Here is a 24,489-nt window from a genome sequence, read left to right as displayed (position 1 = left end):
GCCTGATCGTTCCCACGCTCTGCGTGGGCGTTCCCACGCAGAGCGTGGGAACGATCATGAACGTGCGGTAATCCTCCAGATCCCGAACGGCAGATGCCACGGTTCGATTCGCATGAACTGATACTTGCCGTGCCAGGTCCAGCGGTGGCCGTTCATCAAGTCTTCGCCCTGTGTACTGGCATCGTCGGGCAGGCCCATTTCCCACAGCGGCAATTCGAAATTCGCTTCCTGAGCGTGATGCGGATCGAGGCTGACGGCCACCAGAATGAAATTGCTGCCATCCACGCTGCGCTTGCCGAAGTACAGAATGTGGTCATTCCAGGCGTTATAGACCTTCAGACCCAGGTGCGTGTGCAACGCCGGGTTCTGCCGGCGGATGCGGTTGAGCTGGGCGATTTCGGCAATGATGTTGCCCGGCGCGGTGAAGTCCCGGGGGCGGATCTCGTACTTCTCGGAATTGAGGTATTCCTCCCGGCCCGGCACCGGGGCCGATTCACACAGTTCGAAGCCCGAATACATACCCCACAAGCCAGAGCCCATGGTCGCCAGCGCGGCACGGATCAGAAAACCGGCACGCCCGGAGTCATGCAGGAACGTCGGGTTGATGTCCGGTGTATTGACGAAAAAATTCGGCCGGTAGCATTCACGCCACGGCGATTCGTTGAGTTCGGTGAAATAGGTCGCCAGCTCGGTCTTGGTGTTACGCCAGGTGAAATAGGTGTAGCTCTGGGAGTAACCGATCTTGCCCAGACGCGCCATCATTGCCGGCGTGGTAAAGGCTTCGGCCAGGAAAATAACATCGGGGTACAGGGTGCGCACATCGGCGATCATCCACTGCCAGAACGGCAGCGGTTTGGTGTGAGGGTTGTCGACGCGAAACAGCTTCACGCCCTCCTTGACCCAGCCCACCACGATGTCTCGCAGCTCGATCCACAGGCTGGGAATCGCCTCCACGGCATAGAAATCGACGTTGACGATGTCCTGATATTTTTTCGGCGGGTTCTCGGCGTATTTGATCGTGCCGTCCGGTCGCCAGTTGAACCAGCCCGGGTGGTCTTTGAGCCACGGATGATCCTGGGAACATTGAATCGCGAAGTCGAGAGCAACTTCCAACCCATGCTCGGCGGCTGCCGCGACCAGTCGGCGAAAATCTTCGCGAGTGCCCAGTTCCGAGTGAATCGCCTCATGCCCGCCCTCTTCGCTGCCGATGGCGTAAGGGCTGCCCGGATCGTCGGGGCCGCAGATCAATGCATTGTTCGGGCCTTTGCGGAAGCTGCGGCCGATCGGGTGGATCGGTGTGAAGTACAGCACGTCAAAGCCCATGTCCTGAATCATCGGCAACCGCGAATGCACGTCGTTGAAGGTGCCGTGCCGGGCCGGGTCATCGGTGATCGAGCGCGGAAACAATTCATACCAACTGGCGAACTGCGCAAGCGTGCGCTCCACATCCACCGGGTATTCAGGGCTCAGGCTCAGGAAGGGACGATGGTCGGCCTCGGCCATCAAGTCTGCGCTGCGCTGGTGCAGAAACAAGGCGATCTGCTCGGTTTCGAGCAGACCGGACAGCTCACGGTGCAGCGCCGACAGTTGTTCGCTGAGGCGACCTTCGGAGCGTTCGGCGGCCTGCTGGACGTGGGTGCGCCCTTCCTGCAACTCCAGGCTGACCGAGACACCGGCGGCGTGCTTTTTTTCCAGCTCATAACAAAAGCTGGCGTACTGATCGATCCAGGCTTCAAGGCAGAACAGATAGCGACCCTGCTTCTCGACGCGGAACTGACCCTGCCAGCCGTTATTGCCCAACTCGGCCATCACTTCGCTTTGCCAGGTATCGTCGCCTTCGGCACGCCAGCGTATGCGCACGGCCAGTTTGTCGTGGCCGTCGGCAAACACCTTGCTGATCACCACCACGTCCTGATCGACAATGGCTTTAACCGCGAATTGCCCGCCATCGAGGGTCGGCATGGTGTTTTCGATCACGATCCGCGGCAGCAGTAACGCCTGGGACAGCGGAATATGCGGGTTGTAGCTCAGTTCTGTGGGTTTTTCAGTCATCGAGCATCGCTCCTTTACGCCCCAAGGACGCTCTTGTGCCTGGTTGTCATTCACACTCGGCGGTCCGCCCCGAGATGAACTCACTTAGGTTCCGAGCGACAGGCACCGGGAAAAGTTCAGCGGGATTTGCCTGATCTTTCGGGGAGTCCACTCTGCTGTGCACGGGTCAATCCACTTAAGCACGACTCACGCCATCTGCCACCGGTGATCGTGAATCCGTAAAGATTCAAGGGGTGCGATCCCTTTCCAGCTGGCGCACGATGACCGGCATCACACCGAGGATTACCAACGCCAGCAACGTGCTGAACACCGCCGTCGCCTCGCGGCCCAGCCCGGCTGAAACGCCGATGGCCGCGGTCATCCACAACCCGGCGGCGGTGGTCAGGCCTTTGACATGGGCCTCATCGCCGTCAGTGTTTTTCAGGATCGTCCCGGCACCGAGAAAGCCGATGCCGGCGATCACGCCCTGCACCACCCGACTCATGGCATCGGCCTGGGCCCCCACCATTAATCGGTTGCACAGAACGATGACCGGCGGATGGGTCCTAACACTCATGAACCCACAGAAAAAGGATGGCTCCATGACCGTGCGCATCGAAAACCAGACCTGCTTCTTCATCACCCAAAGCGGCGAAGAAATTCGTCTTTGTCCCGACGTCACCGTCATCACCGACGCGGAAAAATCCATGTCGGCGGTCGACCTCGACGGCCAGCGCTTCTACATCACCGAAGCAGAAGCCGATGCATTGACCGTAGCAGGCGCCGTGGATGGCCGCCGGCATTTGAAGGCCACGGACAGTGATTCGGTGATTTGACTGACCCGCATCAACACAAGCGGCAAACACCTGACATAGGCGCATGAAGCCCGTCATTGCGGGTGCATCAAGTTGTCGCAGGTCAGTGTGAGCAGTCCATCTGATCCGCTTTTTATTGCTCTAGCTGAGTCTGTTACGCAAACAGATCGCTGGTCATAGTGCTCAGGCCTGATGGAGGCTGATGAGCGAAAGACCATGAGCGATAGAATCCCCGTCCGAACCGTTGAACCTGCCTCATTCATAAAAAGCGATGAGCCTTTGCGTCCAAAGATGAAGGCCAAGTCCAGCGACAATCTGATCCACACCCGCAGCTTCACCGGTCTGTTCCGTACCCTGCGCATGAGCGGCGCGGGGTTTCTGTTTCTGCTGTTCTTCGGCACGGTGTGGCTGAACTGGGGCGGCCGCCAGGCGGTGCTCTGGGATCTGTCCGAAAGCAAATTCCACATCTTCGGCGCGACTTTCTGGCCGCAGGATTTCATCCTGCTGTCGGCGCTGCTGATCATCGCCGCCTTCGGCCTGTTTGCAATCACCGTATTCGCCGGCAGAGTCTGGTGCGGTTATACCTGCCCGCAAAGCTCCTGGACCTGGATCTTCATGTGGTGCGAGAAGATCACCGAAGGCGAGCGCAATCAGCGGATCAAGCTGCAAGCCGCACCCTGGGGCCTGAACAAACTGCTGCGCCGCTCGGCCAAACACACCCTGTGGCTGGCCATCAGCCTGCTCACTGGCCTGACTTTCGTCGGCTACTTCACGCCGATCCGCCCCTTGGCCGAAGAACTGCTGACCTTGCAAATCGGCGGTGTCAGCCTGTTCTGGGTGCTGTTTTTCACCGGCGCCACTTACATCAACGCCGGCTGGCTGCGCGAAGCGGTGTGCATGCACATGTGCCCGTATGCGCGGTTCCAGAGCGTGATGTTCGACAAGGACACCCTGACCATTTCCTACGACGTGGCCCGCGGTGAAAACCGTGGCCCGCGCAAACGTGAGGTGAAACCCGCCGAAGTCGGTTTGGGTGATTGCATCGATTGCCAGGTGTGCGTGCAGGTCTGCCCGACCGGCATCGACATCCGCGACGGCTTGCAGATGGAATGCATCGGTTGCGCCGCGTGCATCGACGCCTGCGACTCGATCATGGACAAAATGGGCTACGCCCGAGGGCTGATCAGTTACACCTCGGAGCATCAATTGCAGGGTGGCAAGACCCACCTGCTGCGCCCGCGCCTGATCGGTTATACCGCCGTGCTGCTGGTGATGATCGGCGCCCTCGCCCTGGCCCTGGTGGAACGGCCGATGGTGTCACTGGACGTGAGCAAGGATCGGGGCCTGTTCCGCGAGAACAGTGAAGGCCAGATCGAAAACATCTATAGCCTGAAGGTCATCAACAAGACCCAGCAACGTCAGGATTATCGATTGACGCTGGTCGACGGCGACGGCTTCCAGCTGCAAGGCAAGACCGAGCTGAGCCTGGCCGCCGGCGAGATTGTCGATGTACCAGTGTCGGTGGCGATGATCACGGAACGGCCGGGCAGCAGCTCGCAGACGATCAGTTTCAAGATTGTCGACAGCGATGAGCCGGGCGTCCATAGCGTGGCCAAGAGCCGGTTTGTTGCGCCGATGAACCGTTGAGGCTTTAAAATGCAATCCTTTGTCGGATGCACAACAGCGCACTACATGAATAATTCCAAATCGGGCACTCGATGAAACGCTACGAAAAATTCGCCGACGACATCGCTGAACTGATCCGCTCCGGCGTCCTCGGCCCCGGCCATCGGGTGCCGTCGGTGCGCTACGCCAGCCAGACCTACGGCGTCAGCCCGTCCACGGTGTTCCAGGCCTATTACCTGCTCGAACGTCGTGGCCTGATCCGCGCGCGACCGCGTTCCGGCTACTTCGTCAATACACACGCACCGAGCCCGTTCTCGGAGCCGGTGATCAGCAGCCAGGTCAACGAGTCCACCGAAGTCGACGTCAGCGAACTGGTGTTCTCGGTGCTGGACTCGATCAAGGACCCCACCACCGTACCCTTCGGCTCGGCCTTCCCCAGCCCCACGCTGTTCCCGCTGCAGCGGTTGTCTCGCTCGCTGGCCAGTGCCGCCCGGGAGATGGACCCGCGCATGGTGGTCACCGACATGTCACCGGGCAATCCGCAACTGCGTCGGCAAATCGCCCTGCGCTACATGGTCGGCGGGCTGATGTTGCCCATGGAAGAACTGCTGATCACCAACGGTGCGCTGGAAGCACTGAACCTGTGCCTGCAAGCCGTCACCGAGCCTGGGGATCTGGTGGCCATCGAAGCCCCGGCGTTCTACGCCAGCCTGCAAGTGTTGGAACGGTTGAAGCTCAAAGCCGTGGAAATTCCCGTCCACCCGCGAGACGGCATCGACCTCGGCGTACTCGCCCAGACCCTGGAGCGGCATCCGATCAAGGCCTGTTGGTGCATGACCAGTTTCCAGAACCCGATGGGCGCGACCATGCCCGAGGCGAAGAAGCAGGAACTGGTGGAGTTGTTACGCAAACACCAGGTGCCGCTAATCGAGGATGACGTCTACGCCGAACTCTACTACGGGCAACAGGCGCCGAAACCGGCCAAGGCCTTCGATACCGAAGGTTTGGTGATGCACTGCGGTTCGTTCGCCAAGAGCCTGGCCCCCGGCTACCGCATCGGCTGGGTCGCCGCCGGGCGGTATGCGCAGAAAATCGAACGCCTGAAACTCATGACCTCGCTCTGCGCCTCGATGCCCGCCCAGGCTGCCATCGCCGATTACCTGCAACACGGCGGCTACGACCGACACCTGCGCAAACTGCGTTACGCCCTGGAAGAACAGCAAAGTGCCATGCTCGCCGCCATCGCCCGCTACTTCCCGGCCCAGACCCGCGTCAGCCAGCCGGCCGGCGGTTACTTCCTGTGGCTGGAACTGCCACCGCAGATGGATTCGCTGAAGCTGTTTCAGATGGCGTTGGCACAAGGAATCAGCATTGCGCCGGGGCCGATTTTTTCACCGACCCAGCGGTTCAGGAATTGTATTCGGTTGAACTATGGCAGCCCGTGGACCGAGGATTCGGAGAAGGCGATGGAGACGTTGGGGCGGATTGTGCGGTCGTTCTGAGGGTTTGATGTTGCCAGTACCGGCCTCTTCGCGGGCAAGCCCGCTCCCACAATGAACGGTGTTGGTCACAAAGCTTGTGAACGACACAAATCCTGTGGGAGCGTGGCTTGCCCGCGAAGAGGCCAGAACAGACAAAGCAAGTCCAAGGGTTAACGCCCACCACCCAGGTCGACGAAAGTCCCTGTCGCATAAGAAGCCTTATCCGACAACAACCACACAATCGCCTCCGCCACTTCATCCGGCCGCCCGCCCCGCGCCATCGGAATCGCCGACTCAAGCTTGCTGACCCGGTCCGGATCGCCACTCAGGGCATGGAAATCGGTGTAGATGTAACCCGGCCGCACGGCGTTGACGCGAATGCCTTCACCGGCCACTTCCTTGGACAGACCGATGGTGAAGCTGTCCAGCGCACCTTTGGACGCGGCGTAATCCACGTACTCGTTGGGCGAGCCCAGACGCGAGGCGACCGACGACACGTTGACGATGCTGCCCCCCTGCCCGCCGTGTTTGGGCGACATGCGCAGGATCGCGTGTTTGGCGCAGAGAATCGGCGCCAGGACGTTGGTCTTGAGGATTTTCAGAATGCGGAATTCCGACATTTCGTCGATCCGCGACTTTTGCCCGACAGTGCCGGCGTTATTGACCAGGGCCGTGACCCGGCCCAGTTCGGTGTCCACCCGGTGAAACAATCCGATCACTTCGTCTTCGATGCTGACGTCGGCGCGCACCGCGATAGCCTGGGCGCCGCGTGCGCGGACTTGCTCCAGCACACCGAGCGCCGCCTGCTCGTCAGCCTGATAGTTGATGCAGATCCGATAACCCTGCTCGGCGGCCAACAGGGCCGTGGCGGCGCCGATTCCGCGGCTGCCTCCGGTAATGACGATGACTTTGTCCATGCTGGCATTCCCCCGTTCCAAGCGTAAGCAGTCGGGGCCAAGAATAACCGCCATTGCGCGGTTTTGCATGGGCCCACATCAAGGGGGCATGGTAAAAACGTCTTGTAGCAGCTGCCGAGCCTGCGAGGCTGCGTTCGGCGGCGAAGCCGTCGTAAACCCTATATGCAAGGTTTTACTGACACACCGCGATAGCTGATTTCACGACGGCTGCGCCGCCGAACGCAGCCTCGCAGGCTCGGCAGCTGCTACGGATCGTCAGCCCGTCGCCAATTGTTCTCCACGGAGAATGTCGACCATGAAGCGATCGGCCGGCAACGGATGCCCGAGCAGGTAGCCCTGCAACGAATCGCAGCCCAGCTGGGTCAGGAAGTCTTGCTGGACATCGGTTTCCACCCCTTCGGCCACGATCCGCAAGCCCAGCGCCTGGCCGAGGGCGACGATGGCCGAGACGATGGCCGCGTCGTCGCTGTCGTGTTCCAGATCGCGGACGAATCCCCGGTCGATCTTCAGTTCATTGGCCGGCAGACGCTTGAGATACATCAAGCTCGAATAACCGGTACCAAAGTCATCGATGGACAGGTCGACGCCCATTTCCGACAGTTCCTGCAGCACTGTCATGCTCGCATCGGCGTCGCTCATGGCGGTGGTTTCGGTGATTTCCAGGGTCAGGCTGTTGGCCGGCAGTTGATGAGCGGCCAGGGCTTTGGCAACGCTCTGCACCAGCCCTGAATGGCAAAATTGCAAGGCCGATAGGTTCACCGCGATGCGCCAATCGGTGTAACCGAGCAGGTACCACTCGCGCATCTGGCGGCAAGCTTCGTTGAGCACCCACTCGCCAATCGCAATGATCAGCCCGGTCTTCTCCGCCAGATCGATGAACATGTCCGGCTGCAGCATGCCCAGGGTCGGGTGCTCCCAGCGCAGCAACGCCTCGGCTCCCACCGGCCGACCATGGACCGCGTCGAATTTGGGCTGGTAATAAAGCTTGAACTGCTGCTGATCGACAGCATTGCGCAGGTCCTGGAGCAATTGCAGCTGTTTGCGCGCATTGCTGTTCATCGAGGCGTCGAAGAAGCGGTGGCCGTTTTTCCCGGCGCCTTTGGCGTGGTACATCGCGGCGTCGGCGTTCATCAGCAATTCTTCGGCGGTTTGACCATTGCCCGGATAAAGCGCGATTCCGACGCTGGCGGAAATCTGCAAGTCATGTTCCGCGACCCGGAACGAGCGCGCGATCAGCCCGACCTGCCGGGCCGCCAGGTTCAGCGCGTCGTTCGGCTCGGCGAGTTGCACCAGCAACACGAATTCATCGCCGCCGATGCGCGCCAGGGTGTCCTGGCTGCGCAGATCCTCGCGCAGTCGCAGAGCGACTTCACGCAGCAACTGGTCGCCCATGTGATGACCGAAGGCATCGTTGACCGGTTTGAAGCCGTCCAGATCGATGAACATCAACGCGAAACAGCCGCCCTGTTCTTGCACCCTCGACATCGCCAGATCGATACGGTCGGCCAGCAACACCCGGTTCGGCAGACCGGTCAGGGTGTCATGCAGCGCCAGTTGGGTAAGTTCGCGATTGGCCTCGGTCAGCGAGCGGGCCAGGTCCGCGGTGCGAGCCTCCAGGCGCGCATCGAGAATCGACGTCAGCAAGGCAATGCTCAACACCGCCAGCGTGGTGATCAGCACCAGATTGTCCAGGCCGTCGCCCTTCAAGCCGCTGACGGCCGCGCCACAGAAACTGCCATCGGCAAAGCGTGCCGCGGCCATGCCGGTATAGTGCATGCCGACGATGGCGATACCCATGACGACAGCGGCACCCGCACGGATCAGGCGAACATACGGCGTGTGCTGGCGCAGGCGGAACGCGATCCATAACGCCGCGCCGGACGCGCCAACGGCGATCAGCAGCGATGTGCCGAACAGTGTCGGGTCGTAATCGATGCCCGGCTGCATACGCATGGCGGCCATGCCGGTGTAATGCATGGCGCTGATGCCGGCGCCCATGACCAGCGCACCGAATGCCAGTTGCCAGACTGGCAGACGTGGCTGGCTGACCAGCCACAAGGCAAAACCGCAAGACAGGACCGCGATCAACAGTGACAACGCCGTGACGGTGATGTCATAGCCGAGGTCGATCGGTAATTTGAATGCGAGCATGCCGATGAAATGCATCGACCACACGCCAATGCCCATCGCAAAAGCACCGCCCGCCGTCCACAGATGCACGGCTCGGCCCTTGGCCGTGGCGATGCGTCCGGTGAGGTCGAGCGCGGTATAAGAGGCCAGTATCGCCACACACAGCGATATGAAAACCAGCGTAAAGGAATAACTACCGATGAGCATGGGACTTCTCGCAACCGCCCCCGCCGTACTGTGTTTGTTTTCGGGGAGCAAAGCCGGCGATTGTACTGATTTCGCGGACGAACGCACTCACAAAGTCATCAAAAGGCCATCAACGTGATAAAGCGTTTGTTTCAGGCGCTGATCGTTCCCACGCTCTGCGTGGGAACGCAGCCAGGGACGCTCCGCGTCCCATGCAGAAGCGGACGCGGAGCGTCCGGTGAGGCATTCCCACGCAGAGCGTGGGAACGATCATCGGGGGCTACAGTTCGCTATTTGTCGCTCACCTGAAGCTGCCCGTCCCACCCACCGCCCAGCGCGGCGATCAACTGCACGCTGGCAATCAACCGGCTCTGCAACAAGCTCAGCACGTTGCGTTCGTTGCTCAATGCCGTGGCCTGCACCACCACCACGTCCAGATAAGCAATTACCCCAGCCTTGTACTGATTGCGGGTCAAGCGAAGGGACTCGCGCGCCGCATCCAGCGCTTCCTGGCGCACTTTCGCCTCGTCTTCCAGCACCTTGAGCTGCACCAGGTAATTTTCCACTTCGCGAAAGCCATCGAGCACGGTCTGGCGGTACTTGGCGACAGTCTCGTCGTAGGCCGCTTCGCTGCGGTCGACTTCCGCCGAGCGCTGGCCGCCGTCGAACAGGGTCATGGCCAGTTGCGGCCCGACCGACCAGAAGCGGTTCGGCACGCTGATCCAGTTGTTGGAGGTGCTGCTGCTATAACCGCCGTTCATGCTCAGGGTCAGGTCCGGGTAGTAAGCGGCTTTGGCCACGCCGATGTTGGCGTTGGCGGCCATCACCGAGCGTTCGGCGGCGGCGATGTCCGGGCGGCGTTCCAGCAACTGCGAAGGCAGGCTCAGCGGCACCTGCGGCAATGCCGGGATGTCCTGGGTTTCGGCCAGGCTGAATTCAGCCGGCGGCAGGCCGATCAGCACGGCGATGGCATTCTCGAACTGCGCCCGCTGCCAGATCAGGTCGACCATCTCCGCCTGGGTGGTTTTGAGCTGCGTGGTGGCCTGGGCCACCGCATCCTTGCCGGAAACCCCGGCGCGGTACTGGTTTTCAGTCATGATCAGCGAGCGCTGATAGGCCTCGACCGTCGCTTCGAGCAGGCGTTTCTGCTCGTCGATCACCCGAAGTTGCAGGTAATTCTGCACCAGCTCCGATTGCTGGCTCAGGCGCATGGCCGCCAGATCGGCAAAACTCGCCTGGGCGTTGGCCGTGTCGGCTTCCAGGCCACGGCGCAATTTGCCCCAGATATCCGCTTCCCAACTGACCCCAGCCTGGGCCGTGTAAGTGTCGCGAATGCCGCTGGACGAACTGCTCAGGCTCGAGCTGCTGCTACCGGTGCCCTGGCTGGAGCGGGTTTTCCCGACGGTCAGGTCCACCGTCGGGAAAAACGCCCCCCGGGCACTGCGCACCAAGGCCTGGGCCTGGCGGTACTGGGCTTCGGACTGAGCGACGGTCTGGTTGGCGCTGTTGAGCTTTTCGATCAGGCCATTGAGCTGCTGATCGCCATACAGCTCCCACCAGGCACCGCGCGCCAACGAATCGCTGGGGTTGGCCTGACGCCAGCCGGCCGCCTCTTTGTACTGCGCAGGTGCGGCGGTTTGCGGGCGCTGGTAATCCGGGCCGATGGCGCAGGCACTGAGCATCGCCACGCACAGCGACAGGCTCAGCAAACGCGAGCCTCGGGCCGTGATCAGCGGGGCAGCCAGATTGATAAGCGAACGGTCAGTCATAGCGGAGTTTCCAGAGCAGCATCGGTACGCACCCCACGCCAGCGGTTGAAGCGATGGCGCAAGTTGTCGAGACAGAGGTAAACCACCGGCGTGGTGTAAAGGGTCAGCACCTGGCTGAAGACCAGTCCGCCGATGATGGTCAGGCCCAGCGGCTGACGCATTTCCGCCCCTTCGGCCCGGCTCAGCAACAACGGCAAGGCACCGAGGATCGCCGCCAGGGTGGTCATCAGAATCGGTCGCAGCCGTTGCAGGCAGGCGCTGCGAATCGACTCCAGCGGCTCAAGGCCCTGGTGCCGTTCCAGTTGCAGCGCCAGGTCGATCATCAGAATGGCGTTTTTCTTCACCACGCCGATCAGCAGGAACAGCCCGAGCAAGGAGATCAGGCTGAACTCGCCGCCCAGTACATAGATCGACAGCAACGCGCCAACCCCGGCCGACGGCAAGGTCGAGAGAATGGTCAGCGGATGAATGTAGCTTTCATACAGCACGCCCAGCACCAGATACACCGCCACCAACGCGCCGAGAATCATCCACGGCTGGCTCTTCTGGGTGGCGGCAAACGCATCGGCGGTACCGGCCATTTTCGCGATCACGTCTTCCGGCAGGCCGACCTTGGCAATCGCCCGCTCGATGGCGGCACTGCCCTGCTCCACGGTTACGCCTTCAGCCATGTCGAAGGCGATGCTTTCCGAAGCGAACTGGCCTTCGTGGCTGACCCGGTCGTCTTCCAGGCTGTTTTCGTAATGGGCGATGGTCGACAACGGAATCCGCGCGCCATCGGCAGTGATCACTTTGACTTGGTTCAGGGTGACCGGGTCCTGGGCGTATTTCGGATTGACCTCCATCACCACCTGATACTGGTTGAGGCTGTCGTAGATCGTCGAAATCTGCCGCTGGCTGTAGGCGTTGTTCAGCACTGCCGTGACCATGTCCATGTCCACGCCCAGACGCTTGGCCTGATCGCGATCGACGATCAGCGTCACTTGCTGGGCGCCACGGCCTTCGCGCGCGTCAATTGCCGTCAATTCCGGCAGTGCCTTGAGGGCGGTGACGACTTTCGGATACCACTCGCGCAACGCGCCAAGGTCGCCGCTTTGCAGGATGTAGGAATACTGCGAGGTGGTCTGCTCGCGACCGCCGCCAAATTGCAGGTCCTGGTCGGCCATCAGCATCAATTGCGCGCCGGGCACCTTGGGCATTTCCTTGCGCAGGCGTTCGATGACTTTCTGTGCGGAAATGTTGCGTTCCTTGATCGGCTTGAGCCGCACCAGCATGAAGGCGTTGTTGGTGCCGTTGTTGCCACCGATGAACCCGGCGACGCTTTGCACTGCCTCGTCCTTGAGCACGGCGCGGCGGAAGATTTCCATCTTCGGCTGCATCACGCTGAACGACAGCCCATCATCGCCGCGCACGAAACCGATCAGCTGGCCGGTGTCCTGCTGAGGTAAAAATGTTTTAGGAACAACGACATACAGCGCGATATTCACGCCAATCGTCACGATCAGGCTGAGCAAGGTCAGCCGACGGTGACGCAGCACCCAGTCAAGGCTGGACGCGTATTTGCCGACCATCCACTCGTTGGTCCGCTGGCTCCAGCGTTGCAGGCGGTTTTCCTGCCCCGGCGTATGCGGCTTGAGCCAGCGGGCGCAGAGCATCGGCGTCAGCGTCAGGGACACCAGCAACGACACCACGATGGCCGCCGCGAGGGTAATGGAAAACTCGCGGAACAGGCTTTCGATGATCCCGCCCATGAACAGGATCGACAGGAACACCGCCACCAGCGAGACGTTCATCGACAGCAGCGTGAAGCCGACTTCCTGCGCCCCGAGGTACGCGGCCTTCATCGGCGGCACGCCCTTGTCGATGTGTCGGGAAATGTTCTCCAGCACCACGATGGCGTCGTCCACCACCAGACCGGTGGCCAGGATCAGCGCCATCAGCGACAGGTTGTTCAGGGAGAACCCGTAGAGGTACATCACTGCAAAGGTGCCCACCAGCGACACCGGCACCGCCAGGGTCGGAATCAGCGAGGCACGCAAGTTACCGAGGAACAGGAACACCACCAGAATCACCAGCGCCACGGCGATCAGCAGAGTCATTTCCGCTTCGTGCAAGGTGGCCTTGATGACTGGCGAACGGTCCATCGCCAGGTTGAGCTTGACGCTGGCCGGCAGTACCGCTTGCAATGCCGGCAACTGCGCCTTGATCTCGTTGACCGTCTCGATGATGTTGGCGCCGGCCTGGCGGTTGATCACCAGTAACACCGCCGCGTCATTGTTGAAGAAGCCGCTGTTGTAGCGGTCTTCGACGCCGTCGCTGACCTTGGCCACGTCCTTCAGGCGCAGGGCCGCGCCGTCGGCGTAGTGAATGATCAGCGACTCGTAATCCTTGGCTTTTTCCAATTGATCGTTGGCTTGCACCTGCCACAGCCGCTGACCGTCTTCGACCGAGCCTTTGGGCCGGCGTACGTTGGCGTTGGCGATGGTGGTGCGCACATCGTCCAGGGCCACGCCGTACTGGTTGAGCGCCTGGGGTTCGAGTTCGATGCGCACCGCCGGCAGCGAACTGCCGCCGATCTGCACTTCACCCACGCCCTGCACCTGGGACAGGCTCTGGGACAGGATGGTCGAGGCCAAGTCGTAGAGCTGGCCTTTTTCCAGCACGTCCGAGGTCAGCGACAGCACCATGATCGGCGCCTGGGACGGGTTGACCTTCTTGTAAGTCGGCATGCTGCGCATCCCGCTGGGCAGCAGGTTGCGCGAGGCGTTGATCGCCGCCTGCACTTCCCGCGCCGCGCCGTTGATGTCGCGGTCCAGGTCGAACTGCAGGATCACCCGGGTCGAGCCCTGGCTGGAACGGCTGCTCATGGTGTTGACCCCGGCGATGGCGCCGAAGGAACGTTCCAGCGGCGTGGCCACGGTCGAGGCCATGACCTCCGGGCTAGCGCCGGGTAGGCTCGCCTGAACCACGATCACCGGGAAATCCATCTGCGGCAGCGGCGATACCGGCAACAGGCCGAAGCTCACGCCGCCCAGCAGCATGATCGCCAGGCTCAACAGCATCGTCGCGACCGGGCGCTTGATGAAAGGTCCGGACAGGTTCATGGCTGCTCTACCGGTTCCACGGATTCGGACTTACGGCCCCAGCGCCGCCCGAGACGGTCGAAGTACAAGTAGATGACGGGCGTGGTGAACAGCGTCAGCACCTGACTCAGCAGCAAGCCACCGACCATCACCAGACCCAAGGGCTGGCGCAATTCCGCGCCGGAACCGGTGGCCAGCATCAGCGGTACCGCGCCGAACAACGCGGCCAGAGTGGTCATCAGAATCGGCCGGAAGCGCAGCAGCGCCGCCTGATAGATCGCGGACTGCGGGTCCATGCCCTGATTGCGTTCAGCCTCGAGGGCGAAGTCGATCATCATGATCGCGTTCTTTTTCACGATACCGATCAGCAGGATGATGCCGATGATCGCGATCATCCCCAGGTCGTTGCCACTCAACAGCAGCGCCAGCAAGGCGCCGACCGCCGCCGAGGGCAAGGTCGAGAGAATGGTGATCGGGTGAATGTAGCTCTCGTAGAGCACGCCGAGCACGATGTACATGGTCACCACCGCCGCCAGGATCAGCAGCAAGGTGCTCGACAGCGACGCCTGGAACGCTTCGGCCGCGCCCTGGAACTGGGTCTGCACGCCAATCGGCATGCCGATGTCTTTCTGCACCTGATCGATGATCTGCACCGCATGCCCCAATGCCACGCCGGGCGCCAGGTTGAACGACATCATCACCGCCGGGAACTGGCCGATGTGGGTGATCGCCAGTTGCGCCTGACGCTCCTCGACATGCGCCAGGCTGGACAGGCGCACCTGACCGCCATCGGTGGTCTTGACGTGAATCTGGTTCAGCGCATCGGGGCCGATCTTCTCGCCGGACTGCGATTGCAGCACCACGCGGTACTGGCTGGCCTGGGTGTAAATGGTGGAAATCTGCCGCTGACCGAAGGCGTCGTACAGCGCGTCGGTGATGTTCGACACGGATACACCGACCCGCGACGCCGCATCGCGGTCGATCACCAGATAAACCTGCAAGCCCTTGTCCTGCAAATCGCTGGCGACGTCGGTCAACTCCGGACGTTGGGCCAGTGCCTCCACCAGACGCCCGCTCCACAGGCTGAGCAACTCGGCATCCGGCGACGACATGCTGAACTGATACTGCGTGCGGCTGACCCGGTCTTCGATGGTCAGGTCCTGCACCGGCTGCATGAACAGGCGAATGCCGACCAGCTTGTCCAGCTCCGGTTGCAGGCGCGCAATCACTTCGGTGGCGCTCAGGTCGCGCTCGCGGTGGGACTTGAGGTTGATCAGCAGCCGACCGCTGTTCAGCGTCGAGTTGTCACCGTCGACGCCGATGTAGGACGACAGGCTCTCGACCGCAGGATCAGCGAGAATCACCTTGGCCAGTTCCTGCTGGCGCTCGCTCATCGCCGCGAAGGAAATCGACTGCGGCGCCTCGGAAATCCCCTGGATCACCCCGGTGTCCTGCACCGGGAAGAAGCCCTTGGGCACCACCATGTACAGGAACACCGTCAATGCCAGGGTGCCGATGGCTACCAGCAAAGTCAGCGGCTGATGCTTGAGCACCCACTGCAACTTGCGCCCGTAGGCGGCGATCATCCAGTCGATGGCCGCGCCACTGGAGCGGTAGAACCGGCCCTGATCTTTTTCCTTCGGTTCACGCTTGAGCAACCGCGCGCACATCATTGGCGTCAGGGTCAGGGACACCACCAGGGAAATCAGGATCGCCACCGCCAACGTGATCGCGAACTCGCGGAACAAGCGCCCCACCACATCGGCCATGAACAACAGCGGAATCAGCACGGCGATCAGCGACAGGGTCAGGGAAATCAGGGTGAAGCCGATCTGTTTGGCGCCTTTAAGCGCGGCTTGCAGCGGGCTGTCGCCCTCTTCGATGAAACGGGAAATGTTCTCCAGCATCACGATCGCATCGTCCACCACGAAACCGGTGGCGATGGTCAGCGCCATCAGGGTCAGGTTGTTGACCGAAAACCCCGCGAGGTACATCACCCCGAAGGTGCCGATCAACGACAGCGGCACCGCCACCGACGGAATGATCGTGGCGCTGGCCCGGCGCAGGAACAGGAACGTGACCATCACCACCAGCGCGATGGCGATCAGCAGTTCGTGTTGCACGTCGGTGACCGAGGCGCGGATGGTCTGGGTACGGTCGGTGAGCACCGTCACGTCGAGGCCGGCCGGCAGGTTGTCGGTGATGCTGGGCAGCAAGGCCTTGATCCGGTCGACCACTTCGATGACGTTGGCCCCGGGCTGACGCTGGATGTTCAGCAATACCGCCTGGTTTTCATTGGCCCACGCGGCGAGGCGTTCGTTCTCGGCGCCGTCGACGATCTGCGCCACGTCCTTGAGCCGCAATGGCGCGCCATTGCTGTAAGCGAGGATCAGGTTGGCGTAATCCTTGGGTGAAGTCAGCTGGTCGTTGGCATCGAGCATCGACACTCGGGTCGGGCCGTCGAAGTTGCCCTTGGGCTGGTTGACGTTGGAGGCGCCGATCAATGTGCGCACGTCCGACAGGTTCAGGCCGTTGGCCGCCAGGGCTTCGGGGTTGACCTTGATCCGCACCGCCTGACGCTGACCGCCGGCAATAGTGACCATGCCAACGCCGCTGATCTGGGCGATTTTCTGCGCCATGCGGGTGTCGACCAAGTCATTGAGCTTGGGCAACAGCATGGTTTTGGAGGTAATCGCCAACGTCAGCACCGGGGTGTCCGCCGGGTTGACCTTGTTGTACACCGGCGGCGCCGGGAGATCCTTGGGCAGCAAATTGGTCGCGGCGTTGATCGCGGCCTGCACCTGCTGCTCGGCGACGTCCATATTGATATCGAGGCTGAACCGCAGGGTCAGCACCGAAGCGCCGCCGGAACTGGTCGAGGCCATCTGGGTCAGGCCGGGCATCTGCCCGAACTGACGCTCCAGCGGCGCGGTCACGGCGCTGGTCATGACATCCGGGCTGGCGCCGGGATAGAGCGTCATGACGCGGATGGTCGGGTAATCGACCTGGGGCAATGCCGACACCGGCAGCAGCCGATAAGCGATCACACCGGCCAGAATAATGGCCAGCATGCTCAGGGTCGTGGCGACCGGGCGAAGGATGAACAGCCGCGAGATGTTCATGCGCCGCCCTTTTTCGCCTTGTCGGTGGCTGCGGGGTCAGTCGCGTCGGCCGCCGATTTGCCCTGCAGGTGCCCGGTCGGGGTGGTCGGTACATCCTTGCTGTCGTTGACCACTTCCACTTCACTGCCGTCCTTCAAGCGGTCAGTACCTTCCAGTACTACCCGATCACCGACGGCCAGGCCTTCGGTAATCACGGTGTTTTCCCCGTCACTGGCGCCGACTTTCAACTGACGGATGCTGACCTTCTTGTCGCCGTCCATGGCATAGACGAACGTGCCGTTGGTGCCGAACTGAATGGCAGCCGAGGGCGCAAGCACTACGCCTTTGAGGGTGTCGGCCAGCAGGTGGACGTTGACGAACTGGTTGGGGAACAGCGCTTGATCGCGATTTTCGTAGCGCGCCTTGAATTTCAGGGTGCCGGTGGTGACGTCGATCTGGTTGTCCAAGCTCTGTAACACGCCGGTGGCCTGCAATTTGGTGTCACCACGGTCCCAGGCTTCGGCGGGCAGTTTGGCGCCGGTGCGATAGCGGGCCAGCACGGTGTCCAGGCTGTTTTCCGGCAGGGTGAAGGCCACGCTGATCGGTTGGGTCTGGGTGATGATCACCAGTGCCGTGGTGTCGTTGGCCGCCACCAGGTTGCCGACGTCCAGCTGACGCAGGCCCACGCGCCCGGCGATCGGGGCGCGGATCCTGGTGAATTCCAGGTTGAGTCTGGCGTCATTGACCGCCGCCTGACTGGTCTTGACCGTGCCCTGATACTGGCCGACCAGTGCTTCGGCGGTGTCCAGGGTTTGCTTGGCGATACTGTCTTCGCGGTACAGGCCGCGATAGCGCTCGACATCGACCTGGGCGTTTTTCAGTTGCGCCTGATTCTGCAGCAAGGTGCCTTCGGCCTGCAGCAAGGCATTCTGGTAAGGACGCGGGTCGATCTCGGCCAGCAGGTCACCCGCCTTGACCATCTGCCCTTCTTCGAAATGGACCTTGACCAGCTCGCCACCGACTCGGCTGCGCACATTGATGGTGTTCAGCGCGGTGACCGTGCCCAACGCCTTGTAATACAGCGGAAAATCACCTTTGACCGCCGGCGCCACGCGCACCGGGACCGGCCCGGTCGCCCCGCCGAAGCCCGGACGCATCCCCCCCGCCCGGCTCGTGTGCCCGGCAACCGCTTTCTGCCCTGCGCCCTCCTTCGGGCTGCTGCCTGCGGGCCAGAATTTCCAGCACAGGCCGGCGATGACCAACAGGACGAGCAGGCCGAACAGCCAGCGACGAGGATTGCGAGAAGCGGAGGATTGCATGGAATGATCAACCATTGGGCGCGAGAGCTTATTTCTACGGAAGGCTGAACGATAAGCACTGGCGGGTATTAAGCAAAGCGCCTTTACCGGCAATTTACCTTTGGCTTACGTAACAGGAAGTTAAAGGCACAAATGAAAACGGCCTGGACAGGGCCAGGCCGTTAACAATTGTGATACTTCGCTTACTTCAGAACAGCGAGCGCTGCGTCGTAGTTCGGCTCTTCAGCGATTTCCTTGACCAGTTCGCTGTGCAGAACCTTGTCGTTTTCGTCCAGCACCACGACGGCACGGGCGGTCAGGCCTTTGAGTGGACCATCGGCAATCGCCACGCCGTAGTTTTCCTTGAACTCGGCACCGCGCAGGGTCGACAGGTTCTGCACGTTTTCCAGGCCTTCGGCACCGCAGAAACGGGCTTGAGCGAACGGCAGGTCTGCGGAGATGCACAGCACCACGGTGTTGGCGATGTCATTGGCCTGGGTATTGAATTTGCGCACGGACATGGCGCAGGTCGGGGTGTCGACGCTTGGGAAGATGTTCAGCACTTTTCGCTTGCCGGCGAAGTTTGCCAGGGTCACATCGGACAGATTGCCGGCAACCAGGGAAAAGGCTGGCGCCTGGGAACCGGCTTGTGGCAATTGGCCGCTGACTTGAACCGGGTTGCCTTTAAGAGTGACTTGAGCCATGAACGGAGTCCTTCTGAACGTTGATGTAGAGAATTTTGACGAGGCCGAAGTTAACCACGAAATGGGCTGAGGACCTATGCCCAAATACAATGCAGATTATGTTCTGCCTCGCTCCTACAGGAATGTGTCAGCCCAGCAACCGCAACATATTGCGGTGCCGCGCCACGAAAATCCGCCGCATGTAGGCATTCACCAGCAGCCCTTCAGTCAAAGCACCGCCAATGGCCGCATAGGTCACACGGTCGGTGTACAGCGTACCGCCCTCACCCGCCGCCACCCGATGTTCATGACGAAAGGCAGCCATTGGCCCCTTGAGCATTTCATCGACGAAATGAGTGTCGCTGACCTCCCGGATCACCACCGTCCAGTTCGACGGGATCAGGTTGAACATCCAGTGCCTGAAGCGGAACTGGCGACCGGCTTCGATGCGCAGGCTGTTCAGGTCGATATCACCCAGCGATGTGACGCGCTCAGGAAAGATCTTCGGGAAATTGGCGCCTTCCAGGCAGAAGTCAAGGACTTGCCCGGGTGTGCGGTCGGGGATCAGCGTGGTGAGTTCCAGGACGGGCATGGGGGGGCATTTTCCGTTGGTCGTTGGAGGGGCTGCACAGGAATATTTGATCGCGAGGAGGATGTCGAAAATACATCTATCCTCTGCAACGTTTACTAAAACGAAAAGGCCCATCTTTTGTTTAGGTGCATTGTCGATTCATGTCACACCCATTCGACTATGCAATGAATCACTCAAAATCAACGGAGATCAAACCATGCGATTCATGATCATTGTGAAAGCCAGCCCCGATTCCGAGGCCGGAGTGATGCCCAGCGAAGAACTGATGACGGCGATGGGCAACTATAACGAAGAACTGGCCAAGGCCGGCATCCTCATCGATTGCGATGGCCTGCAGCCCAGCAGCAAAGGCGCCCGCGTGCGCTTCTCGGGAGATAAACGCACAGTGATCGACGGCCCGTTCGCCGAAACCAAGGAGCTGATCGCCGGTTATTGGTTGTGGGAAGTGAAGTCAAAAGAGGAAGCCATCGAGTGGGTCAAGCGCTGCCCCAACCCGATGCCGGGTACAGAAGCCGAGATCGAGATTCGCCAGGTGTACGCGGCCGAAGATTTCGGGGCAGAGTTCACACCGCAGCTGCGTGAGCAGGAAGAGCGAGTGCGTGCGCAGGCGAAGAAGAGCTGAAGCACACCTGACATACCATAGAACTGCCGAAAGCGGCGACAATGAGCCCCCCTCACCGTCGCCCGCCCGCTTATTTGGACTTGAGCTTCACAAACGCCTGATTCAAGTCCGAAGCCCAGCCATCGATAACGTTTTTCACATCATCAGGCTTCATCACCTGCGAATCGTTGGACAGCGGCTTGCCCGTGCCCTTGCGCACCACCTGGGCGACCACGGCGTTGTTGGTGCCATCAAGGAACACGGCTTCGGTGCCGAGGGTGGTTTCCTGATCGCGAATGCCTGTCGCGGTGCTCACTGCCGCGGCCACCAGGGCGATCGGAATCACTTCATAAGGTTTGAGGCTCTCGGTCTTGCTGCCGACGGCGGTGACCGCCGCACGCATCACGATCACACCGGGCCCGGGGCCCGTCGCCAGTGGCAGGGATTTGCCGGTCTCACGCTTGAGGGCCTGATCGTAATACGCGGTGATACCGGACAATGTGCTCTGCGGGATTTTTACCGTTGGCTGTGGCTTGGGGTAGAACTGCGTCGGTTCGATGTAAATGCTCTTGTATTTTTTCAGATCGATCTTCGGATCGACCCAGCGCATCACCACCGCGCCCGACGGGGACTTCTCCTCCTTGAGGCGGCTGTAGTCGCCCAGAAAACCGGAGTACTCACCCGGTTCAACCACTTTGCTGGCGCAGCCCGCCAAGGCAACAGAGGCGATGCACACGGTGCCGATCATTGACGCAAGCTTCATGCTGTCACTCCTTTAAGCCACACGGGATGAGGCTGGAGTTACAGGTATAGCCAATCCATGGGGATTTGGCCGCCCGGCTGCGATCTTTTGATATTGGCGCTCCTACCGCCGCCGAAACAACGGCCGCGGCTCGATCACCGAACGCCCATACAACACACTCATCCCCGCTAACCCCTTCAACGCCTCTTCGGCGGATTTGTCTTCGCGCACGGCAAAACTGTCGAAACCGCATTGGCGCATGTGGCTGAGTTGATCGCGCAGCACGTCGCCAATTGCGCGCAATTCGCCTTGCCAACCCAAACGCGTACGCAACAAATAGGCCTGGCTGTAGGCGCGTCCGTCGCGAAAGCTCGGGAAATCCAGGGCTATCAGCGGCAGGTCGGGAAACCACGGGGTCAGGTTTGTCACTTCGTCGTCAGGGCCGAGCCAGACGCCTTCAAGTGCTGTCGTGGTGTTGGCGTTAAGGGCCAGCCAGCGGGGTAACGGCAGTATCAGCGGCCCGGCCGGCAACTCGTCCGTGGTTTCACGAATCAACTGCCACGGGTCGTCGCGCACCCACCGCGCGCCGCCCTCTTGCAAACGCAGCAGATTGTTCATGCCGACACCTCCAGCACTTTCGGGTAGACGCGTTCCTTGAACGGCTCCAGGCCGATGCGCGCCAGGGTATCGACGAACAGCTCCTCGCTCTCGCGATAGCGCACGAACGTGCCGATGATCCGTTCAATGACCCCGGGCACTTCGGCGGCGCTGAAGGACGGGCCGATGACCTTGCCTAACGCGCTGTCCTTGCCCTGGGCGCCGCCAAGGGTGATCTGGTACCACTCGCTGCCGTTCTTATCGACGCCCAGAATGCCGATGTTGCCGATGTGGTGATGGCCGCAAGCGTTCATGCAGCCGGAAATGTTCAGGCTGATGTCGCCCAGGTCATGCAGGTAATCCAGGTCCTCGAAGCGCGCCTGAATCGCTTGCGCGATGGGGATCGATTTGGCGTTGGCCAGGGCGCAGAAGTCGCCGCCGGGGCAAGCGATGATGTCGGTCAGCAAGCCGATGTTGGCGCTCCCCAGGCCTTGCTCGCAGGCCAGGCGCCACAGCGCATAAAGGTCAGCTTTGGGCACATCCGGCAGGACGATGTTCTGTTCATGGGCGATGCGGATTTCACCGAAGCCGAACTGCCCGGACCACTGCGCCACCGCTTCCATTTGCTCGGCCGTGACATCCCCCGGCGGCGCGGCGATACCCGGCTTGGTCGACAGCACCACGCTGGCGTAACCCGGCACCTTGTGCGGCTGCACGTTGCGCGCCACCCAACGGGCGAACGCCGGGTGCTCGGCCAGGCGTGTGCCAAAATCCAGGTCGGTGCCGGCCAGTGAGCGGTAATCGGGTGGCACAAAGGCACTGGCGACACGCTCATACTCGATGTCGGTCAACTGCGCCGGACCGTCCTTGAGGTGTTGCCACTCCTCCTCCACTTCCTTGGCGAACGCTTCGATACCCAGCGCCTTGACCAGAATCTTGATCCGCGCCTTGTACTTGTTATCGCGCCGCCCGTGCCGGTTGTAGACCCGCAGCACCGCTTCGACGTAGGACAGCAAATGCTGCCACGGCAAGCCTTCGCGAATCTGCAAACCGAGGATCGGCGTGCGCCCCAACCCGCCGCCAACGATCACCCGCAACAGCATTTGCCCGTCGTTATCGCGATAAAGATAAAGACCGATGTCATGCATCATGATCGCCGCGCGATCCTGCTTCGCCGAGCAGATGGCGATCTTGAACTTGCGCGGCAGGAACAGGAATTCCGGGTTGATGGTCGACCATTGCCGCAGGATCTCCGCCAGCGGGCGCGGGTCCATTAGCTCATCCGCCGCGACGCCGGCGAAGGCTTCGGTGGTGATGTTGCGCACGCAGTTGCCGGAGGTCTGGATCGCATGCATTTCCACCTGGGCAAGGCGTTCGAGGATGTCCGGGACCTGAGCCAGTTCGATCCAGTTGAACTGCATGTTTTGCCGGGTAGTGAAATGGCCATAGCCACGGTCGTAATCCCGGGCAATGCTCGCCAGGGTGCGCATTTGCCGGGCGCTCAGGGTGCCGTAAGGAATCGCCACACGCAGCATGTACGCATGCTTTTGCATGTACAGGCCGTTCTGCAACCGCAGGGGCAGGAACTCTTCTTCGCTCAATTCACCGGCCATGAAACGTTCGACCTGATCGCGAAACTGCGCAACACGCTCGAACACCAGGGCCCGGTCATAGTCATCGTACTGATACATGTGGCTGCCACCTCATCAGGAATTTTGCGCAGAACTTGTAGGAGCGGGCTTGCCCGCGAAAGCGGTGTGTCAGGCAGCAAAGATGTTGAATGTGCCATCGTCTTCGCGGGCAAGCCCGCTCCTACAGGGATTGCGTGGGTATCGGCTCTACGGCTCGTTTGGGAGATAGCGACTATGAATGAGCAGCGCAGCACGTTACAGATTCAGCTAAACACTAAAAAACCATATCAGGCCGTGGCTGATGGCCGCAGGCACGCCCCGCATCTGATCCGCATAAATGAAAGATTCCTGAGCCTGTTTTGTTTCCGGCAGGGTTTCTACAGTTCACGGCATGCCAGACCGGGTGGCCTGGCAAGACTTTGCAACCGTGGAAGAACTGACCATGAGCACAGCAACAATCGGACAGGCCTATAACTACAAGGTCGTGCGCCAATTCGTCGTGGCAACTGTGGTATGGGGTGTTGTCGGGATGGCGATGGGGGTATGGATCGCCTCGCAACTGGTGTGGCCCGAGATGAACCTCGACCTGCCGTGGACTACCTTCGGTCGCTTGCGCCCGCTGCACACCAGCCTGGTGATTTTCGGCTTTGCCGGCAGCGCGCAATTCGCCGCCAGTTACTACGCGGTGCAACGCACCTGTCAGGTGCGGCTGTTCAGCGACAAACTCGCCGCATTCACCTTCTGGGGCTGGCAATCGGTGATCGTGGTGATGCTGATCAGCCTGCCGCTGGGCTACACCACCACCAAGGAATACGCCGAGATCGAGTTCTCCGGCGCGGTATGGATGACGGTGGTCTGGCTCGCCTATGCCATCGTGTTCTTCACCACCGTGGTGCGCCGCAAGACCAAACATATCTACGTCGGTAACTGGTTCTTCGGCGCGTTCATCGTAGTGATCGCGATGCTCCATGTGGTCAATCACCTGTCGATTCCGGTGGACTGGTTCAAGTCGTATCCGGTGTACTCCGGGGCCACCGACGCGATGGTGCAGTGGTGGTACGGGCACAACGCCGTGGGCTTTTTCCTGACCACGGGGTTTCTCGGGATGATGTATTACTTCGTGCCGAAACAGGTGGGGCGGCCGGTGTACTCCTATCGCTTGTCGATCGTGCATTTCTGGGCGCTGATCACCCTGTACATCTGGGC

The 24,489-nt window shown here is 61.1% G+C and carries 18 protein-coding genes; 5 read left to right on the top strand and 13 right to left on the bottom strand.

Features of this window, described 5'->3' with window-relative positions; translation table 11 throughout:
* Positions 1-54: 54 nt before the first annotated feature.
* A complete protein-coding gene (locus tag HCU66_RS19105; RefSeq protein ID WP_205889942.1) occupies positions 55-2,052 on the bottom strand; it encodes an alpha-1,4-glucan--maltose-1-phosphate maltosyltransferase in 1,998 nt (665 codons plus the stop codon).
* 226 nt (positions 2,053-2,278) lie between these two features.
* Positions 2,279-2,608, bottom strand: coding sequence for an MgtC/SapB family protein (locus HCU66_RS19100; RefSeq protein WP_277397070.1), 330 nt, complete (start codon positions 2,606-2,608; stop codon positions 2,279-2,281).
* 25 nt (positions 2,609-2,633) lie between these two features.
* On the opposite strand from HCU66_RS19100, the gene HCU66_RS19095 reads away from it, so the two are divergent.
* The 3 genes from HCU66_RS19095 (at position 2,634) to mapR (ending at position 5,974) form a co-directional block, all read left to right on the top strand.
* On the top strand, positions 2,634-2,867 hold the full coding sequence (locus tag HCU66_RS19095; protein ID WP_205889941.1) for a DUF3203 family protein: 234 nt from the start codon (positions 2,634-2,636) through the stop codon (positions 2,865-2,867).
* 195 nt (positions 2,868-3,062) lie between these two features.
* Positions 3,063-4,493 carry a cytochrome c oxidase accessory protein CcoG gene (ccoG, locus tag HCU66_RS19090; RefSeq protein ID WP_205889940.1) on the top strand — a complete coding sequence of 477 codons (1,431 nt, stop codon included), beginning with the start codon at positions 3,063-3,065 and terminating at the stop codon, positions 4,491-4,493.
* 71 nt (positions 4,494-4,564) lie between these two features.
* The gene (gene mapR / locus HCU66_RS19085) at positions 4,565-5,974 is read left to right on the top strand and encodes a GntR family transcriptional regulator MpaR (protein WP_205889939.1); all 1,410 of its coding nucleotides are present in this window, start codon (positions 4,565-4,567) and stop codon (positions 5,972-5,974) included.
* A gap of 149 nt (positions 5,975-6,123) precedes the next feature.
* On the opposite strand, the gene HCU66_RS19080 is transcribed toward mapR, so the two are convergent.
* From HCU66_RS19080 to HCU66_RS19045, 8 genes are all read right to left on the bottom strand, one after another.
* Complete coding sequence (locus tag HCU66_RS19080) at positions 6,124-6,870, bottom strand: SDR family oxidoreductase (protein ID WP_205889938.1); 747 nt, start codon at positions 6,868-6,870, stop codon at positions 6,124-6,126.
* A 255-nt stretch (positions 6,871-7,125) separates the two neighbouring features.
* Positions 7,126-9,207, bottom strand: coding sequence for a putative bifunctional diguanylate cyclase/phosphodiesterase (locus HCU66_RS19075; RefSeq protein ID WP_205889937.1), 2,082 nt, complete (start codon positions 9,205-9,207; stop codon positions 7,126-7,128).
* Positions 9,208-9,476: 269 nt separating this feature from the next.
* Positions 9,477-10,955, bottom strand: a complete 1,479-nt coding sequence (locus tag HCU66_RS19070) for an efflux transporter outer membrane subunit (protein ID WP_205889936.1) — start codon at positions 10,953-10,955, stop codon at positions 9,477-9,479.
* Positions 10,952-14,059, bottom strand: coding sequence for an efflux RND transporter permease subunit (locus HCU66_RS19065; RefSeq protein ID WP_205889935.1), 3,108 nt, complete (start codon positions 14,057-14,059; stop codon positions 10,952-10,954). The genes HCU66_RS19070 and HCU66_RS19065 overlap by 4 nt, the downstream gene beginning before the upstream one ends.
* Positions 14,056-17,160, bottom strand: a complete 3,105-nt coding sequence (locus tag HCU66_RS19060) for an MdtB/MuxB family multidrug efflux RND transporter permease subunit (RefSeq protein WP_205889934.1) — start codon at positions 17,158-17,160, stop codon at positions 14,056-14,058. The genes HCU66_RS19065 and HCU66_RS19060 overlap by 4 nt, the downstream gene beginning before the upstream one ends.
* On the bottom strand, positions 17,157-18,473 hold the full coding sequence (locus tag HCU66_RS19055; protein WP_205889933.1) for an MdtA/MuxA family multidrug efflux RND transporter periplasmic adaptor subunit: 1,317 nt from the start codon (positions 18,471-18,473) through the stop codon (positions 17,157-17,159). Before HCU66_RS19055 ends, HCU66_RS19060 begins: the two co-directional genes overlap by 4 nt.
* 167 nt (positions 18,474-18,640) lie before the next feature.
* On the bottom strand, positions 18,641-19,141 hold the full coding sequence (gene tpx, locus HCU66_RS19050; protein ID WP_205889932.1) for a thiol peroxidase: 501 nt from the start codon (positions 19,139-19,141) through the stop codon (positions 18,641-18,643).
* Between the two features lie 127 nt (positions 19,142-19,268).
* Entirely contained in the window at positions 19,269-19,712 is a 444-nt protein-coding gene (locus tag HCU66_RS19045) for an SRPBCC family protein (protein WP_205889931.1), read from the bottom strand.
* A 196-nt stretch (positions 19,713-19,908) separates the two neighbouring features.
* Here HCU66_RS19045 and HCU66_RS19040 point away from each other — a divergent pair, with 196 nt between their 5' ends.
* Entirely contained in the window at positions 19,909-20,334 is a 426-nt protein-coding gene (locus tag HCU66_RS19040; RefSeq protein ID WP_205889930.1) for a YciI family protein, read from the top strand.
* Positions 20,335-20,404: 70 nt separating this feature from the next.
* Here the strand turns inward: HCU66_RS19040 and HCU66_RS19035 are convergent, their stop codons facing one another.
* The 3 genes from HCU66_RS19035 to HCU66_RS19025 form a co-directional block, all read right to left on the bottom strand.
* Positions 20,405-21,076, bottom strand: a complete 672-nt coding sequence (locus tag HCU66_RS19035; protein WP_205889929.1) for a DUF3313 domain-containing protein — start codon at positions 21,074-21,076, stop codon at positions 20,405-20,407.
* A gap of 102 nt (positions 21,077-21,178) precedes the next feature.
* The gene (locus tag HCU66_RS19030) at positions 21,179-21,673 is read right to left on the bottom strand and encodes a DUF934 domain-containing protein (RefSeq protein ID WP_205889928.1); all 495 of its coding nucleotides are present in this window, start codon (positions 21,671-21,673) and stop codon (positions 21,179-21,181) included.
* Positions 21,670-23,343 carry a nitrite/sulfite reductase gene (locus tag HCU66_RS19025; RefSeq protein ID WP_205889927.1) on the bottom strand — a complete coding sequence of 558 codons (1,674 nt, stop codon included), beginning with the start codon at positions 23,341-23,343 and terminating at the stop codon, positions 21,670-21,672. The genes HCU66_RS19030 and HCU66_RS19025 overlap by 4 nt, the downstream gene beginning before the upstream one ends.
* A gap of 382 nt (positions 23,344-23,725) precedes the next feature.
* On the opposite strand from HCU66_RS19025, the gene HCU66_RS19020 reads away from it, so the two are divergent.
* Positions 23,726-24,489: cbb3-type cytochrome c oxidase subunit I (locus tag HCU66_RS19020; protein WP_205889926.1), on the top strand; the 764-nt coding region annotated here is incomplete at its 3' end.

Source organism: Pseudomonas frederiksbergensis (assembly GCF_017114915.1).
Taxonomy (GTDB): Bacteria; Pseudomonadota; Gammaproteobacteria; order Pseudomonadales; family Pseudomonadaceae; genus Aquipseudomonas; species Aquipseudomonas frederiksbergensis_I.
The sequence above is the reverse complement of the archived record's forward strand: the minus strand, read 5'-3'. Positions and strand labels throughout refer to the sequence as shown.